This is a genomic window from Streptosporangium sp. NPDC000509 (assembly GCF_042898365.1).
In the GTDB taxonomy this organism is placed as follows: Bacteria; Actinomycetota; Actinomycetes; order Streptosporangiales; family Streptosporangiaceae; genus Streptosporangium.
The window spans coordinates 25497-38417 of the sequence record NZ_JBIAYX010000016.1 but is presented as its reverse complement, the minus strand read 5'-3'; the positions used below and the strand labels follow the sequence as shown (position 1 = coordinate 38417).

The following is a 12921-nucleotide window of genomic DNA, read 5'->3' as shown; positions in this document are numbered from 1 at the left end:
GGAGACAGTGATGGGCAACATGGACATCTCTCTCAAGGAGATGATGGCGATCGACGGCGCCATCGGCGCGGTCGTCGTCGACTACAACAGCGGGATGGCGCTGGGCGCGCTCGGCGGGTCCAAGGATCTCGACCTCCAGATCGCGGCCGCGGGTAACACCGAGGTCGTCAGGGCGAAGATGCGGACCATGGAGTCGCTCGGCCTCAAGGACGGCATCGAGGACATCCTCATCACGCTCGGCACGCAGTATCACGTGATCCGCCCGATCTCGGGCCGGAGCGGTAAAGGGCTGTTCCTCTACCTGGCCCTCGACCGGAACCGGGCCAACCTCGCGCTCGCCCGGCACAGCCTGCGCGGCATCGAGGAGAAGCTCGAAGTCTGATCCTCCGGTTTGCGGCCCGCGCCCCGGCAGGCGCGGGCCGCACCGGAACCCTCCGCGCCCCGAGGGCGGTTCTTCCCGGTGGCCGGGCTGTCGGGGACGGTGGCGAGGTCGGCTCTTCCCGGCCGCCACCCCCTCGGGGACGGTGACGGGGGCCGGTTCTTCCCGGCCGCCACACCGTAGGGGTCAGTTCTTCTCCGCGGCCACGCCGTCGGGGACGTACTCGGAGACATGCTCGACCATCACCTTGGGCTTGCCGAGCCAGGGCCGCGCCTCGGCGCTCACCAGCTGGGTCTGCAGGCCGATGCCCAGCTTCCTCGCCATCGCGAAGACGGTCGTCGGCGGCTGGGCCGGGTTGGTGTCCCTGCGGTTCCACGCGCCGGTGGAGAACGCGACCGGGTGGTTCTTGATCCCCGTACCGCCGCCCCACTTGGTGACGACGTACTGGATGTCGATGTGGCCCATGCCACCGTTGCCGTCCACGCCGAGCGTGCCGGCGTTGAACGTGCCGCCGGTCAGGTCGGCGAAGGTCTTGGCGTCGATGTCGATCATGATGCCCCGGTTGGAGGGGTTACCCGGGCCGCGGTCGCCGACGAAGAACTTCGCCTTCTTGCCCTTGTAGAGGATGTATCCCTCGGTGAACAGGGGCCAGCTCGGGCTGGCGATCATGCCCTTCTGCATCGGCTTGCCGCTGGCGGGAAGTCCGGTGTCACCGGCCCGGCCCGAGGAGTCGTCCCAGAAGTAGGAGGCCGTGGTCGCACCCTGGAGCAGAACGGCCTCGGTACCGGCGGGCGCGCCGGCCGCCGGGTCGTTCGCGAGGCGGGTGGAGGCGGGGGCCGCGGAGGCGGGGAGCGCGAGGGCGACCCCGGCGGAGACGAAGAGGCTCGCGGCGGTGAGGGCCGCGGCGAGGCCGCGCCCGAAGGAGGTGTTCCTGTACGGGGATCGCTCGCCCGGACAGAGCTTGTTCAGGTCGTTCTTGTGCATACCAAAGGAGGGGCGCATGAAGAAAGGGCTCTTTCACGAGGGAACGGGGCGGCCATGTGCGAACACCGAAGGGGTGCACTGGCGGGGACGCGCTCATCGGAAAAGGTGGCGTAGCCGGATCAACCGATCACTACGCGGAGCACGGTCCTGAAGGTGCCGCGAGCGGGCGCGGCGGGTCGAGGGGACGGGGGGCGGCGTGAAAGTTCAGGTGGTCGGTGCGGACAGAGGGTCCACCGACGTGGTGACGCGGTGATCCATGAGGGGATCTCCTCTCCATCTCGTCTACCGGGTTAGCTGACGGGTTCGGGCGGTGGAGTTGCCCTACCGCCGCACGTTCGCGGCGGATTCACCCCGGAAAATTGGTTCCCCGGCTCCGGAGCCCTGCGGGCCCTCGGGATTCGACGTCGGCCGGCCGCCTCCTCTTGTGAAGGGCAGGTCGCCAACCGATAACAGTGGACACTACCCACCAAACCGGACAAAGCAAAGCAAACACCATGAAAAACCCAGAAGATCTACCTACAAGCTTCAAGGAAGCCCCATCGATCGCCCCGCCAGGTCGGCATCCGCCCTACCAGCGAGAACGCCTCCCCCATCCCGGCAACCACCGCGAGACCCCCACCCCCAGACGAGTCCTCCCCATCGGCGGCCGGCAGCCCGTCCCGTGGGACGAAGCCCTTCCCAGAGACCCACACGGGGCCTCCTCACCGGGGGTCGACAGCCCATCGCGGGACCCTCACCGAGACCCGCACGGGATCTCCCCACCCCGCGGGTCATCCCCGTCCGGTCAGTCCCACCAGAACGACCAGGCGTTCCTGCCCTTGATCTGCTCGGCGTAGTCGATGAGGGTCCCCGCCCCCTGGATGATGCTGTCGGGGCAGAACGTCCAGTGTTCCGCCGCGACGTGCAGGGCGTGCTCGGAGGTCGTCGGAGGCGCGGCGACACTGAGGTCGAGAGTGTTGAAACCCATCCCGACCACCCGCACCCCGAACCTCTCCTCCCAGCTCCGTACGACGGCCGCGAGCGGGACCATCCACTCGTTGTGGTTCAGGGCACCCTGCCAGCCCATCACGGCCAGGGCGTCGGCCCCGCGCTCCACCGCGACGAGCCCGAGCGGGGTCCTGCGCTCGGCCACCAGCCCGGCGTACCAGTCGGCGACCACACCGGGATCGGCGGCGAGCCTCCCCCCGGGCGCAGGGCCCGGACACTCGGGACCGTAGGGGTCGAGGATTTCGAGCTGGTCCAGGGTCGCCCTCTCGATCCAGTCGGACCACACCTCGGCCATGAACGCGGCGGCGTTGTAGTTGTCGATCTGAGCGGCGGTGTCAGGGGCGATCTGGCCGGCCGACCAGGGCTGGACGGAGTCCTCCAGCAGGACCGGCCACAGGCCCGACTGCTCGTGCTGAGCCCTCAACCGGGCCCAGTACTCACCGGAGACCGTCACCTCACTCAGCCAGAACGCCGGACGGCGACGGACCGCGAGCTGAGCGTAACCGGGGTCGGGCCACACCACGTCCCCCGGTGGCAACTCCACCGAGAGCCTCCTGCCCCTACCTCCCCCGTCCCCCTCGCCTTCGTGGGCTCCTTCTCCCCCATCGGCGAACAACTGGCCCAGAACTGGCGGGAGTCTCTCACGCTCGCAATCGCTCATCTCTACCGATCCGATCCTGACCACGGATCAATTTTGGCCCGTCAACCACCCCGAGGGACAGTTCTGCCCTGGTCCAGGCAAAAATTATCGGTACAGAGGGGAACGAAGCCGAGCGGGTGCCACCCCTCCACGCCCGACGAACGCTTAACGAGGCCGTTCGGGGCCACACGTCACGTCCGCGAGGGCGCCGTGAGTCTCGGGGGTGATGGACGGGCCCGCGAAGCCGGAGAGCTAGGGCTCGAAGAGCACCAGGGGGTGGCGCCGCGTCATCTCCAGGACCACGCGGCACACCTCCCCCGCCCGTGGGAAGACCGCGTTCATCAGTACGAAGTCCTCCCCCACGGTGAGCGGCTCGGACCACGGTGAGGCGCCGTAGTTCTCGACGGTCAGGTCGGGGAAGAGCGTCGTCAACTCCTCGTAGAAGGCCGCCACCTCCGGGCGCGGCTCACCGGGCGCGGCTCCGCTCTCGTCCCAGGTGAGATACCGGAGAAGGGCCTCCCGCGCGGTGATCGGTCCGGCCGCGAACCAGACTCCGAGATCAAAGCTCACAGCATGTCCTCGTCGTCCTCGTCGTCCTCGTCGTCGCCTGCCCAGCCGTCGAATCCTACGTGCCCGGCGGACACCTGATATGCGCGAACGGCACGGAAAGACCGACGTCTGAAATGCGCGACCGGCGCGGAGGACGGACACCTTTATATACGCGGCCGACGAGGAGGGGGCGCGGGCGGCCGGGACAACGCGAAAAGAGGGCACGCGTGCCCGTAGGGCGGGGTTCTGTCGGTGGCGGCCCATACCCTACCGGCATGATCATTGTCTCCGGCTGGATCCGTGTCGACCCCGATGCCCGCGACGACTACCTCAAGGGATGCGTGAGCGTGATCGAGCAGGCCCGCGCCGCGTCCGGCTGCCTCGACTTCACGCTCGGCGCCGACCTCGTCGACACCGGCCGGATCAACGTCTACGAGCGCTGGGAGTCGGAGGAGACCCTCGACGCCTTCCGGGGTTCCGGGCCGAGCGACGACCAGGAGACGATGATCCGCGACGCCCAGGTGTCGCGCTACCAGATCTCCGGCGTCGGCCCCGCCTGAGCGGGGGTCGACACCGGGGAGGGGGATGGCGACGCGGTTCAGGGTCCGGGGTCCGGCAGACTGGACATGACAGAAAGGGGTTCTCGTCATGACCGACAAGCCCATCCTGGAGCCCAGCCCCAGTCACCCGATCACGATCACGCCGAACCCGGCCCGGATCGTCGTCTCGGTGGCAGGCCGGGTGGTCGCCGACACGCGGAGCGCGTTGACACTGCGGGAGGCGGCGTACCCGCCGGTGCAGTACATCCCGATCACCGACGTCGACCGCTCGCTGCTGGAGCGGACCGACACCGCCACCTACTGTCCTTTCAAGGGCGACGCGAGCTACTACACCGTCACGGTGGACGGGAAGCAGGCGGTGGACGCGGTGTGGTTCTACGAGTCGCCGTATCCAGCCGTCGCCGAGATCAAGGACCACGTCGCCTTCTATCCCGACCGGGTCGACTCCATCGTCGAGGAACCGGCCGCCTGAGCGTCTTTCGGCCCGAGTCCGGCGGGAGACGCCCACTCTCGTGCCCGCCCCTCCGGTCACCACTCGGGACGGGCACAAACGCCATGAGGAGCCTGATGTCTCAGCAGGTTCGACAGGTTCTGGCTGGTCAGTGACAGTGGCGCTTCGCCTCCGACGGTGGCACATCGAGGGCGGGGTTACGGTCGAAGAAGTTCACCGGAAGCAGGTGGAAACCGGCTCGCTCCACTGGCATGACCGGCCAGTCCTCTGCCCGCGGGACGTGCGTGACGCCGAGCGTGTACCAGACGACGACGTCGGTGTCGACGACCGGCCGATCGGCCCGTGTCCAAACGGGAAGACCGTCCCCGTTACGGTGCTGGTTCGGGAAGTCGCCGGCGGAGCGCATCTCCGACGGCGAGTAGGGGGTGACCCAGAGGTTCCGCTTGGTGAAACCGGCCCGTTGTGCCACCGGAGCCTCGTCCTGGGCGAGCAGTGTCGCCGACGCCCAGCCCGGGAGCAGCTTGTAGCCGACAGGCAGACCCCAGGCGTTGGTCTTGCCCCGGTTGACGACCGTCCAGTTGCGTGACACCTGAGGGTCGGTGAGGCCGACGCCGCTGAGCTCGGTCTCCAGCAGGGTCTTGCGGACGGTGAAGGAACTGCCGGTCGGATTGTCCGGCCCGATCGGGATCCGCACCGCGTCGTTCTCGACGACGCTGTTATCCGGACCGTCGATCTCGAAGTCCAGCCGGAAGGAGAAGATGTGCTGGTGATAGGGGGCGACGATGTTCTCGCCGATCCGGGTCGCGCTGGGCGCGGCCTCCCCCTCGTGGATCGCCCTGGTCTGCACGATGCCGGTGAGCTTCGCCTCGACCTGGACCGAGCCGTCCTGATGGAAGTACCAGAAGAAGCCGTACTCGTAGTTGCCGACGGTGGCGATCGAGCTGACCACGAGCCGGCGCGAGCGCCGCACGTCCGTGACTCCGGTGACCCAGTCCTGGTGCTTCCAGAGGATGCCGTCGTCTTCCTCATGGATGCAGATGGCGTTGGGAAGCGTGTACGGTTCGCCGTTCTCGCCGGCCAGCACCGCGTCGAGGTAGCGGATCTCGCCGAGGCAGTCGCAGCCGAGGACCAGCGAGTTGGTGAGCTTGCCGAGCCCGAACTCGCCGACGTCGAAGGCACTGCGCCAGTTGTGCTCCGGCGCCGAGTCCCCGTAGGGCACGACCATCTCGGCCACCGAGCCACGATGCAGGATGCTGCGGTACTCGTCGCCGTCGCGGTACTCCAGGCCGTGGATGACCAGGCCTTCGAGGGGGTGGAGGCTGACCTGGAACCGCCACTTCTGCCAGGTGAGCTCGTTGCCGTCGATGGTGAACCCGACGCCATCCGGTTGGGTGATCTCCAGCGGCTTGACGTCGTCGCGCATCGGGGTGTTCGACTCGGCGTCGTAGTTGGCGCAGGCGCGGTTCATGGGGCGCACGCCGTAGTCCCTGACGTCCAGAACCTCGCCGGTTACGAGGTCCACGAACGCGACCACGCCCTCGATCGGGTGGGCGTAGCCGTTGTCGGTGGGAAAGTCTCGCACGTAGGAAATCGCGCCACAGACCCGGTTCCCTTGGACATCGGGAATGTTGCCGACGCACCATGGGTCGACCTGGACGTGGGTTACATCGGTGATTCCTCGTTTGGCCAGCGCGTCGACATATCGCTGGTCTTTCTTCACCGACGCCGCCACGCCCTCGAATTCATCGAGCAGTACCGGCGCCGCTCCCTCGGCGACGACGTCGGCCGACGAGACGGACTCGGTGTCGAGATCGATCCGGACGTCGTACGAGCGGCCGGTGGAGCGATCCACGATCATGGCACGGGCTCGCCTGGCCATGTGCTCGCCGGCACGCAGCAGGGCCTTGTCCGGCTCGTCGGTGAAGACCGCGCTGAAGCCCAGCGCCTCACCGAGACCGGCCCCCCGGGCCAACCGGGCGACCGTCAAGATCTCGTCTGCGGTCAGTGGGGCGAACAAATCGTGCCGCATGTTGTTCCTTTCCCGATAGGTGGCCTCCACTGTCGCGGCGACAAGGCGCTCTTACCAATGCCGTGTTTCGGTCAGTGAACCCCTTTTAGCTTCTTATTGACGGCGAAGTCAGGGGCATGCGAAAGCCACCCTCATCCAGGCGGGATGAGAGCGGCGATAAAGAACGGCAATATGCTCAGGCCGCGTATGTTCTCTGTCCGAGGCCGCGGGCGATGCCCGCTGCCGTCGAACGTAGCTCGGGCAGGAGCGCCCGGGGCACCAGCCGGCCCACCGGAACGGTAACCGACACGGCCGCGGACACCGGTCCGCCGCCGTAGGCCGCGATCGGCACGGCGATGCTGCCGAAACCGAGCTGGGTCTCCTCCACCTCCAGGGCGAAGCCGCGCTCACGAACGATCTCCATCTGTCGCACCAGTTGCTCCAGGGACGCGACAGACCGCAGCGTGAGGGACGGCAGCCCGGTGCGGGCGAAGCAGCACAGTTGCTCTTGCAGGTTGGAGCACATCGCCAGGAGCATCTTCCCGGTCGCCGTGCACGATGCGGGCAGGCGCCCGCCCACCCGGGAGTGCGCCTGGCTGTTCGCCTTGCCGGAGATCTGCTCCAGATACAGGACGTGGCCGCCGTCGAGCATGGCCAGGTGGATGGTCGCCCGCGTGGCGGCGAACAGGTCGGTGAGCAGCGGCCGGGCGACAGTGCGAAGCACCGCGGAGGCGGGGACCCGTTGGCCGAGCTCGAAGATGCGCATGCCGAGCTGGTACGACTCGCCCCGGCGTTCCAGGAGCCCCCACTGCACCAGTTCCTGAGCCAGCCGGTACGCCGACGCCTTCGGCACACCGGATCTGCGGCTCAGTTCACTGAGCCGCAGCTGGTAAGCCCCCGATTCGAAGGCGCCCAGGAGAAGCTGCGCCTTCCCGAGCACGGAATTGGGGTACTCCACGTCATCGCCTGAAGCGGCGGGTGCATCCTCGAACACCTGTGACGACATCGGGACTCCTCCTCGCTGTCGCGGAGCCAGACCCGATTATCCAACTGGATAGTCGCGGATGTCCATAGGGTGAACAACACTTCTTATGACATAAATGTTAAAAAATGATGAAGCGCCCTAAACCAGGGCAATCCACGCGGGACGTCAGGCGAAGTCGATGAAGCCGAGATACATTCCCATCGAACACACGTACCGGAGCCGCCCTCGCTCCTGCGCAGGCAGCCTTACGACCGTGGGAAGGCGCACGTCCCGCCCACCGATGGTGAGGAGGCCCGTGCAGCCTGGCGTCCCGACCGTCCGGAAGACGAGCTCCGTCGGCACGCCCGCACGCGCCCGCACCACGCCGGGACGGTAACCGCGCTCGGTCGCCCAGATTTCGATCACCTGGGTTCCGTCCCGCCGAAGGCCCGTGGACGGCTCCTCCACGGCCGCCTGCGTGGCGATGCCGGGAGTCCAGCCGCCCAGCCGCAGGCCGGAGGTGACCGTCCAGAGGCCGGCCACCAACGCCACAACCGCGGCCAGCCGCACCAGGCGAGCCGTTGTCAGCACGCGCACGAACACGCCGAGCAGCGCGATGGCCGGGGCCGTGCCCACCACGAAGCCCGCCATGACCGCCGCCCCTCCGAGCACCGACCCGGTGGACACCGCCACGATCTCGGTGCTGATCGTCATCCCGCAGGGCATCAGGATCGTGGCGGCCCCAAGTCCGACGGAGCGAACGATCCCGCGTCCGGCCGTATCCGGGGCTCCACCGGAGCCGCAGGCCCCCTCTCCCCTGTGACGCCGGCGAAGCAGGCCGACGGCGAAACCGATCACCAGGAGACCGGCCAGCACGAGCAGGACGGCACGCGTCTCCGGACCGAGGCGGACCGCCGAGCCGAGCAGACCGAGGAGAGCACCCGTCGCGACGTGCGTGGCGGTCCGTCCCAGGAGGAACAATCCCACCGGCCACAGCGATCGGGCAGGCCCGCTCCCGGTGGCCGACCCGCTCAGGCCGAACAGCAGCCCGCCCTGGACGGCCGCGCACGAGGAGGCACCCGCGACGAGACCCGCCGCCAGCCCTCCGGCGAAGACCGCGACGACGTCCGCGCTCACCGGCGGCCTCCGCTCACGGCTCTCACCGGCGGCCTCCGCCCAGCCCTCATCGGCCGCGTCCACTCACGGCCATGGCGGCGCCTGCGGCACGCGGAGCCGCCGGCTCCGCGAGGAAACGTGTCATGTGGATCATCTCGTGTCTCATCGTGAACCTGCTCGCCGGAGGTGGACGCCCAGTCGAGCACCCCACCGGACCGCGGGCCAAGGCACCGGTCCGCTGACCGAACCTTCGTGGACCATGCCCCTCATCAGGGGCGTTTCACTCACCAAACCGGTTCGTGGACAGCCTGTCATCGTGCGTCCCAGGCTGATGCCGAGCCTCACGAGGCGATGCGGTCAAGAAATTGGAGAGCTCATGACGCAGGTGGAGAGCGCGCGACCCGAACACGCGAGATTCGAGGCTCCCGAGGCGTACGAGATGTTCATCGCGGGCGAATGGGTGCCAGGCGCAGATGTCTTCGACGCCGTCGACCCGAGCACCGGCGAGGTGTGGACGCAGCTGCCGCAGGCCGCAGTCGGCCAGGTGCGGGATGCGGTACGGGCCGCGGGTGCGGCGTTCGCGGAGTGGCGCCGGACCAGCCTCGCCACCCGGCAGCGGCTGCTGATGCGGATCGCCGACCGGGTGGAGGCCGACCCCGACCGTTGGGCCAGGCTGCTGGCGACCGAGAACGGCAGGCCGATCCGCGAGGCCTACATCGCCGACGTGCCGAACACCGCGGCCATCTTCCGCTACTTCGGCGGCCTGGTGCGCGACCTCCATGGCGACCAGATCCCGGTCGAGGACCCCGAGACCCTGATCTACACCACGCGCGAGCCGCTCGGCGTCATCGCCGCCGTGCTGCCGTGGAACTCGCCGATCATCACGTTGGCCAACAAGGTCGCCCCCGCCCTGGCCGCGGGCAACACCATCGTCGTCAAGCCGAGCGAATTCGCCACCGCCAGCATTCTGGAGTTCGCCGCACTGGTCGCCGATCTGCTGCCACCCGGCGTCTTCAACGTGGTCACCGGCGACGGCACGGTCGGCGCGGCCCTCGTCTCCGATCCCGGCGTCGCCAAGGTCACCCTCACCGGTGGCGGGCCGACAGCCAGGAAGATCATGTTGGCCGCCGCCGAGGTACTCACCCCCACACTGATGGAGCTGGGTGGCAAAAGCGCCCTCATCGTGGCCGAGGACGCGGATCTGGACCGGGCTGTCGCGGACGCCGCGCTCGGTATCTACCTCGCCAACGGCGAGGCCTGCATCGCCTCCTCCCGGCTGCTCCTGCACGAGAAGATCGCCGACGAGTTCCTGGAGCGATTCGCCGAGACCGCGAAGTCGATCCGCGTGGGCGACGCGCTGGACTCGCGGACGCAGGTCGGCCCGCTGGTGTCGAAACCGCAGTTCGACCGTGTCACCTCCTACATCGACGCGGCCCGCGCCGAAGGGCTGGCCGTGCGGGCCGGTGACGAGGCGCTGGATCTACCCGAAGGCAACCAAGGGGGGTTCTTCGTCCGGCCCACGATCTTCGCCGACTCGCGGGTCACCGCGCGGATCGCCAGCGAGGAGGTGTTCGGGCCGGTCACCGTCGCGGAGCGGTATACCGACTACGACGACGCCGTCGCCCGCGCGAACAGCACGCGCTACGGCCTGGCCGCCGGCGTCTGGACGGCCGACCTCACCCGGGCACACCGGATCGCGCGGGATCTCGAAGCGGGGATCGTGTGGATCAACAAGTGGTTCGACCTGCCGGTGGGCATGCCGATGGGCGGCGTCAAGGACAGTGGCTTCGGCCGCGAACTGTGCCGCGAGACCCTCGCCGAGTACTCCGCGGCGAAGGTCGTGAACATCGACCTCGGCAGCCCTCGCTTCCCTCTCTGGGGGAACACGCCGTGACCGGTGTGGACCACGACGTCTTCGCGCCTCAACTGGAGGCGTACATCGTCGGAGGCCCCCTCGCCCCGCGGGAGACCCGTGCCGTCATAGCCGAGGCTCACTCGTCGCGCTCGGCCTCTGAGCGCCACCGGGGTCTCCGCCGCCGCTCACACCCTGTTTAATAACCCCAGAAAGGCACAAACATGACAGGATCGGACATAGGGGTTGGCGGGGCCCTACCTCACGAACCTCCCCCGATCTCCTCCCCCGCGGTCGGGGAGGCCCCGTCCGGGCGGGCCGGAGAGGCTTCCGACAGCACGCCCACGCTCGCCCAGGGCCAGCTCGGCGTCGCGCACATCGTCTTCATGGTCGTCGCGGCCGCGGCGCCCGCCGCGGGAACCGTCGCCATCCTCCCGATCGCGATCGCGCTCGGGGTCGGGGTCGGAACGCCCGGCAGTTTCGCGCTGATGGCCGTGATCCTGCTGTTCTTCGCGGTGGGTTTCAGCAGGATGGCGCCGCATGTCGGCAACGCCGGCGCGTTTTTCGCGTACATCACCAAGGGACTGGGGAGAGTCTTCGGGCTCGCTGCGGCCTATGTGGCGATCGTCTCCTACGTGTGCATCGCGGCCGCCACCACCGGGGCGCTGGGATTCTTCGCCGGGGTGACGGCGCAGGAGTTCTTCGGCATCGACGTGGCCTGGTGGGTCTGGGCTCTCGCCGGCCTGATCGTCATCGGAATCCTCGGCTACTTCCGGGTAACGGTCGCGGCGGGCGTGCTGGGCGTTTCGCTGGTACTGGAGGCTCTGGCCGTACTGGTGCTCGACATCGCGATCCTGCTGCAGCGCGGACCGGGCGCGTTCTCGCTGGAGGTCTTCGAACCATCGAAGGCGCTGTTCGCCGGCGCGGCCGGCATCAGCCTCATGTACGCCTTCTCCTGCTTCCAGGGTTTCGAGAGCACGGCCATCTACTCCGAGGAGGCGCGCACGCCGCGCACGACGGTGCCGCGGGCGACCTACGCGGCGATCGTACTCATCAGCCTGTTCTTCGTCCTGACGTCATGGGCGATGCTGGTCGGGGGAGGGATGGAGCAGGCCCCGGCGGCGGCGAGCGCCGATCTGGGCGGCTACGCCTACAACCTCACCACGGAATTCGTGGGCTCGACCTGGACCAAGTTCCTGGAGGTCCTCATCGTGACAAGCTCGTTCGCGGGCGTCCTGGCCTTCCACAACGCCGTCTCCCGCTACTTCTTCACACTGTCCCGCGAGGGCCTGCTGCCCACGGCGCTGTCCAAGGTGCATCCACGCCACCGCTCCCCCACGGTCGCGGGCTTCCTGAGCTTCGGTCTGATCACGGCGATCGTGGTGGGTTTCGCGGTCGCCGGGCTGGACCCGCTGACCAACCTCGTCACCTCACTCACGAGCGTGGGCGCGCTGGGGCTGCTGAGTCTGGTCACGCTCACGTCGATCTCCGTTGTCGTCTTCTTCGCCCGAAGGGGGGAATTCGGCTGGGTTCATACGGTGGCGCCCGTGCTGGCAGCGGTCGCGCTGGGTGTCTGCGCGATACTCGCCCTGGCGAACTACGAGGCGGTCACAGGGACCACGTCCACCGTCATCAACAACCTGCCCTGGATCCTGGTCGTCGTGGTCGCGGCCGCGGTGATCGTCGCGATGCGGACGCGCGCCAATGATCCCGAGCGCTACGCACGAATGGGCAGTACGCGCATTGAGTGATCGCGGATATCGGCGCCGCTCGCCATTTCCGAAGCACAGGCCTGCGGCGCCATATGCCACCGGAGGAAAGGGTGAAAGATCTCGTATGATATTCGTGTTTCATGAATGAAGCGACGCCGGACGCCGCCGGTCCCACGACCCGGGAACGGCTGCTGCAGGCCGCCATCGACATAGCCGCCCGGCAGGGACAGGGCGCGGTCACCTATCGCGCGGTCGCCGCCGAGGCGGGGGTCACGCACGGGCTCGTGCGCTTCTATTTCGGCACTCGGCAGGCGATGCTCAGCGAGGCGTTCGAGATGGCCGCCCGCAAGGACGCCAGGGAGGCCGGGCTGCTCACCGAGAGCCTGGACGATCTGGGCGCCGACCTCGTGCGGACCATCACCGAGCACGGCGAACGCCAAATCCTGCAGTACGAGTACCTGCTCAGCGCCGTGCGCGGCACCGCCTCTCTGGAGCACGTCGTCGCGCTGTACGACTTCTACGCCGACCAGGTGGGGCAGACGCTCCGCAACGCCCGCATCGACGACCCCGACGGCTCCCTGGCGGCGCTCGTGTTCGCCGCACTCGACGGGCTGGTCCTGCAACATGCCGTGTACGGGGACCCGGAGCGCACGGAGAGGACCCTCGCCCGGCTACGTGACATTCTCCGCCCGCTGGTAGCCGACCCGGAATAACGATCG

Annotated in this window: 12 protein-coding genes and 1 riboswitch; of the genes, 6 read left to right on the top strand and 6 right to left on the bottom strand. The window is 68.3% G+C overall.

All coding sequences use genetic code 11. The annotated features are described in order from the left end of the window. Nucleotides 1-10: 10 nt before the first annotated feature. The gene (locus ACFY3D_RS27595) at nt 11-382 is read left to right on the top strand and encodes a hypothetical protein (RefSeq protein WP_389984371.1); all 372 of its coding nucleotides are present in this window, start codon (nt 11-13) and stop codon (nt 380-382) included. A gap of 183 nt (nt 383-565) precedes the next feature. Here ACFY3D_RS27595 and ACFY3D_RS27590 read toward each other — a convergent pair whose 3' ends face one another. From ACFY3D_RS27590 to ACFY3D_RS27580, 3 genes are all read right to left on the bottom strand, one after another. Then, complete coding sequence (locus ACFY3D_RS27590; protein WP_389984368.1) at nt 566-1381, bottom strand: hypothetical protein; 816 nt, start codon at nt 1379-1381, stop codon at nt 566-568. 246 nt (nt 1382-1627) lie between these two features. Beyond that, a riboswitch (cyclic di-AMP (ydaO/yuaA leader) is annotated at nt 1628-1777 on the bottom strand. A gap of 370 nt (nt 1778-2147) precedes the next feature. Beyond that, nucleotides 2148-2894 (bottom strand): DUF4253 domain-containing protein, encoded by a 747-nt coding sequence (locus ACFY3D_RS27585; protein ID WP_389984365.1) that lies wholly within the window; start codon nt 2892-2894, stop codon nt 2148-2150. Between the two features lie 348 nt (nt 2895-3242). Next, nucleotides 3243-3560: a hypothetical protein gene (locus ACFY3D_RS27580; protein ID WP_389984362.1), complete on the bottom strand. Its 318-nt coding sequence runs from the start codon at nt 3558-3560 to the stop codon at nt 3243-3245. A gap of 254 nt (nt 3561-3814) precedes the next feature. Here ACFY3D_RS27580 and ACFY3D_RS27575 point away from each other — a divergent pair, with 254 nt between their 5' ends. Beyond that, nucleotides 3815-4099 carry a putative quinol monooxygenase gene (locus tag ACFY3D_RS27575; protein WP_389984359.1) on the top strand — a complete coding sequence of 95 codons (285 nt, stop codon included), beginning with the start codon at nt 3815-3817 and terminating at the stop codon, nt 4097-4099. An 88-nt stretch (nt 4100-4187) separates the two neighbouring features. Next, on the top strand, nt 4188-4571 hold the full coding sequence (locus tag ACFY3D_RS27570) for a DUF427 domain-containing protein (RefSeq protein WP_389984357.1): 384 nt from the start codon (nt 4188-4190) through the stop codon (nt 4569-4571). A gap of 127 nt (nt 4572-4698) precedes the next feature. On the opposite strand, the gene ACFY3D_RS27565 is transcribed toward ACFY3D_RS27570, so the two are convergent. The 3 genes from ACFY3D_RS27565 to ACFY3D_RS27555 form a co-directional block, all read right to left on the bottom strand. Further along, entirely contained in the window at nt 4699-6579 is a 1881-nt protein-coding gene (locus tag ACFY3D_RS27565; RefSeq protein ID WP_389984355.1) for a primary-amine oxidase, read from the bottom strand. Nucleotides 6580-6754: 175 nt separating this feature from the next. Further along, on the bottom strand, nt 6755-7516 hold the full coding sequence (locus ACFY3D_RS27560) for an IclR family transcriptional regulator (RefSeq protein WP_389984352.1): 762 nt from the start codon (nt 7514-7516) through the stop codon (nt 6755-6757). Nucleotides 7517-7708: 192 nt separating this feature from the next. After that, nucleotides 7709-8722, bottom strand: a complete 1014-nt coding sequence (locus tag ACFY3D_RS27555) for a sulfite exporter TauE/SafE family protein (protein WP_389984349.1) — start codon at nt 8720-8722, stop codon at nt 7709-7711. A 292-nt stretch (nt 8723-9014) separates the two neighbouring features. Between ACFY3D_RS27555 and ACFY3D_RS27550 the strand changes: the two genes are divergently transcribed. From ACFY3D_RS27550 to ACFY3D_RS27540, 3 genes are all read left to right on the top strand, one after another. Next, a complete protein-coding gene (locus tag ACFY3D_RS27550; RefSeq protein WP_389984347.1) occupies nt 9015-10532 on the top strand; it encodes an aldehyde dehydrogenase family protein in 1518 nt (505 codons plus the stop codon). A gap of 182 nt (nt 10533-10714) precedes the next feature. Then, on the top strand, nt 10715-12241 hold the full coding sequence (locus ACFY3D_RS27545) for an APC family permease (protein WP_389984344.1): 1527 nt from the start codon (nt 10715-10717) through the stop codon (nt 12239-12241). Between the two features lie 101 nt (nt 12242-12342). Next, nucleotides 12343-12915, top strand: coding sequence for a TetR/AcrR family transcriptional regulator (locus ACFY3D_RS27540; protein ID WP_389984341.1), 573 nt, complete (start codon nt 12343-12345; stop codon nt 12913-12915). Nucleotides 12916-12921: the final 6 nt, after the last annotated feature.